The organism is Archangium violaceum Cb vi76 (assembly GCF_000733295.1).
In the GTDB taxonomy this organism is placed as follows: domain Bacteria; phylum Myxococcota; class Myxococcia; order Myxococcales; family Myxococcaceae; genus Archangium; species Archangium violaceum.
On record NZ_JPMI01000386.1, the window covers coordinates 1 to 3,331 of the forward strand.

Below are 3,331 nucleotides of genomic sequence, written 5' to 3' on the forward strand. Positions count from 1 at the left end.
CACGTGTGTGAGGACTCGGGGCCTTCAAAAAAAATCCGGCAGCGACCTACTCTCCCGCGCGGTTTCCCGCGGAGTACCATCGGCTCTGGAGGGCTTAACTTCCGTGTTCGGGATGGGAACGGGTGGGACCCCTCCGACATTGCCACCGGAAACTGAGTGACTCGTGCATACAAAGGGTAGTTTTCAATTCTGCTGACAGAAGCTGGTGCCTTCTTCCGGGCCCGGCGCCGCTTTCTCAAGCGCGCTCGGGGCCTCGACCTTGGCCTCGAATCCCCTACTCCCTTCCCCGGTGGGGTGGAGCTCGTGAGAGATTGAGGTATAGTAAGCCGCACGACCAATTAGTACCGGTTAGCTCAACGCGTTACCGCGCTTACACACCCGGCCTATCAACGTCGTAGTCTTCGACGGGTCTTCAGGGGCTTGCGCCCGGGATACCTGTTCTTGAGGTCGGTTTCCCGCTTAGATGCTTTCAGCGGTTATCCAATCGACACATGGCTACCCAGCGATGCCTCTGGCGAGACAACTGGTACACCAGCGGTGTCTCCAACCCGGTCCTCTCGTACTAAGGTCAGAGCCTCTCAAGTATCCTACGCCCACAGCAGATAGGGACCAAACTGTCTCACGACGTTTTGAACCCAGCTCGCGTACCGCTTTAATTGGCGAACAGCCAAACCCTTGGGACCTGCTCCAGCCCCAGGATGCGATGAGCCGACATCGAGGTGCCAAACCTCCCCGTCGATGTGAACTCTTGGGGGAGATAAGCCTGTTATCCCCGGAGTACCTTTTATCCGTTGAGCGATGGCCCTTCCATTCAGGACCACCGGATCACTATGACCTGCTTTCGCACCTGCTCGACATGTCTGTCTCGCAGTCAAGCTCCCTTATGCCATTGCACTCGACGCCCGGTTTCCAATCGGGCTGAGGGAACCATCGCGCGCCTCCGTTACGTTTTGGGAGGCGACCGCCCCAGTCAAACTACCCACCAGACAGTGTCCCAACTCCCGCTTAAGGAGCATGGTTAGACACCAGAATCCGACAGGGTGGTATTTCACCGTTGCCTCCACCGAACCTAGCGGCCCGGCTTCAAAGGCTCCCACCTATCCTACACAGTCGAACCCTAGTGTCACTGTCAAGTTGTAGTAAAGGTTCACGGGGTCTTTCCGTCTTGCTGCGGGTAAACTGCATCGGCACAGCTATTTCAATTTCGCTGAGTCCCTCTCCGAGACAGTGCGGAAGTCGTTACTCCATTCGTGCAGGTCGGAACTTACCCGACAAGGAATTTCGCTACCTTAGGACCGTTATAGTTACGGCCGCCGTTTACTGGGGCTTCGGATCATCGCTTCGCCTTGCGGCTGACGAATCCCCTTAACCTTCCAGCACCGGGCAGGAGTCAGACCCTATACGTCGGCTTCTTGCCTTCGCAGAGTCCTGTGTTTTTGGTAAACAGTCGCTACCGCCATTTCTCTGCAACCTCTCTCGGCTTCGGCTGTACGCCTACACCTACCAGAGGCCCACCTTCTTCCGAAGTTACGGTGGAAATTTGCCTAGTTCCTTGGAGGAGAGTTCTCTCAAGCGCCTTAGGATTTTCTCCTCACCCACCTGTGTCGGTTTGCGGTACGGACACCCTGTAGACTCCCCGCGGAACTTTTCTTGGAAGCCGAGCATCAACGACTAATCCCTTGCGGGACGCCATGGGGTCTCGGGGATAGCTGCCGCGCCTTTTCATCGTACGCGACACCCCTACGCCTTTGGACTGGCACAACCACCGGCCAGCTCGTCTAGCTTTCTCCGTCCTTCCTCGGTTCAACGTCTACAAGATGGCGCAGGAATATTAACCTGCTTTCCATCACCTACGCCTTTCGGCCTCGGCTTAGGTTCCGGCTAACCCTGGGAAGATTAACTTGACCCAGGAAACCTTGGGTTTACGGCGAGGGGGTTTCTCACCCCCTTTATCGCTACTCATTTCGGCATCAGCACTCGCAACCACTCCAGCGGCCCTTGCGGTCCACCTTCGCCGTAGTTGCAACGCTCCCCTACCACTGCATACGCAAGCGCATGCAATCCGAAGCTTCGGCGCTAGTCTTGAGCCCCGTTACATTTTCGGCGCGGCCTGTCTCGACCAGTGAGCTATTACGCTTTCTTTAAAGGATGGCTGCTTCTAAGCCAACCTCCTGGTTGTCAATGACCTGCCACATCCTTTCTAGTGTTCACTTAGACTAGACTTGGGGGCCTTAGCTGTCGGTCTGGGTTATTCCCCTCTTGCCAATGGACGTTATCACCCACTGACTGCTTCCCGGGCTAACAATTACCGGCATTCGGAGTTTGGTACGGTTTGGTAATCTGGTGAGACCCCTAGCCGTTCCAGTGCTCTACCTCCGGTATTGAATTACCCGAGACGATACCTAAATATCTTTCGGGGAGAACCAGCTATCACGGAGTTTGATTGGCCTTTCACCCCTACACACAGCTCATCCCAGAAATTTTCAACTTTCATGAGTTCGGTCCTCCATGAGGTGTTACCCTCACTTCAACCTGGCCATGTGTAGATCACCCCGCTTCGGGTTATAATGCACGCAACTGTAGTCGCCCATTTAGGACTCGCTTTCGCTCCGGCTCCACCTATCGGCTTAGCCTCGCTACGTACATTAAGTCGCCGAATCATGATGCAAAAGGTACGCCCTCGCACTGGGTTGCCCCGTAGTGCTCGGACTGCTTGTAGACATGCGGTTTCAGGTTCTTTTCATTCCCCTCGCTGGGGTTCTTTTCACCTTTCCCTCGCGGTACTTGTCCACTATCGGTCGCCAAGGAGTATTTAGCCTTACCGGATGGTCCCGGCTGATTCAGGCAGGATTGCACGTGTCCCGCCCTACTTGGGTACCCCGCTCGGCCTCCACCAGTTTTCGCGTACGAGACTGTCACTCTCTTTGGTGCGCCTTTCCAGGCGCTTCCGCTAACCGGCAAAGGTCCTACCGCGGACCCGCAACCCCAGTGCCACTTGCGTGACACTGGTTTAGGCTGTTCCCGTTTCGCTCGCCACTACTCCGGGAATCACTCATTGTTTTCTTTTCCTCAGGGTACTGAGATGTTTCACTTCCCCTGGTTCGCTCCTTCGGCCCTATGTATTCAGGCCGAGGTAACGCGGCTTTCACCACGCTGGGTTTCCCCATTCGGACATCTCCGGCTCAACGTTCGGTTGGCAACTCCCCGGAGCTTTTCGCAGCCACCCACGTCCTTCTTCGCCTCTTGGCACCTAGGCATCCACCGCACGCCCTTAGTAGCTTACTTACCTTAATCTCTCGCAAGCCCGCCTCCCGGCGGGTTTCACGGACTC

At 56.0% G+C, this 3,331-nt stretch carries 2 rRNA genes; both read right to left on the bottom strand.

What is annotated here, in order from left to right:
- Positions 1 to 33: 33 nt before the first annotated feature.
- Positions 34 to 150: ribosomal RNA gene (gene rrf / locus Q664_RS47185) — 5S ribosomal RNA — on the bottom strand.
- Positions 151 to 317: 167 nt separating this feature from the next.
- Positions 318 to 3,285: ribosomal RNA gene (locus tag Q664_RS47190) — 23S ribosomal RNA — on the bottom strand.
- Positions 3,286 to 3,331: the final 46 nt, after the last annotated feature.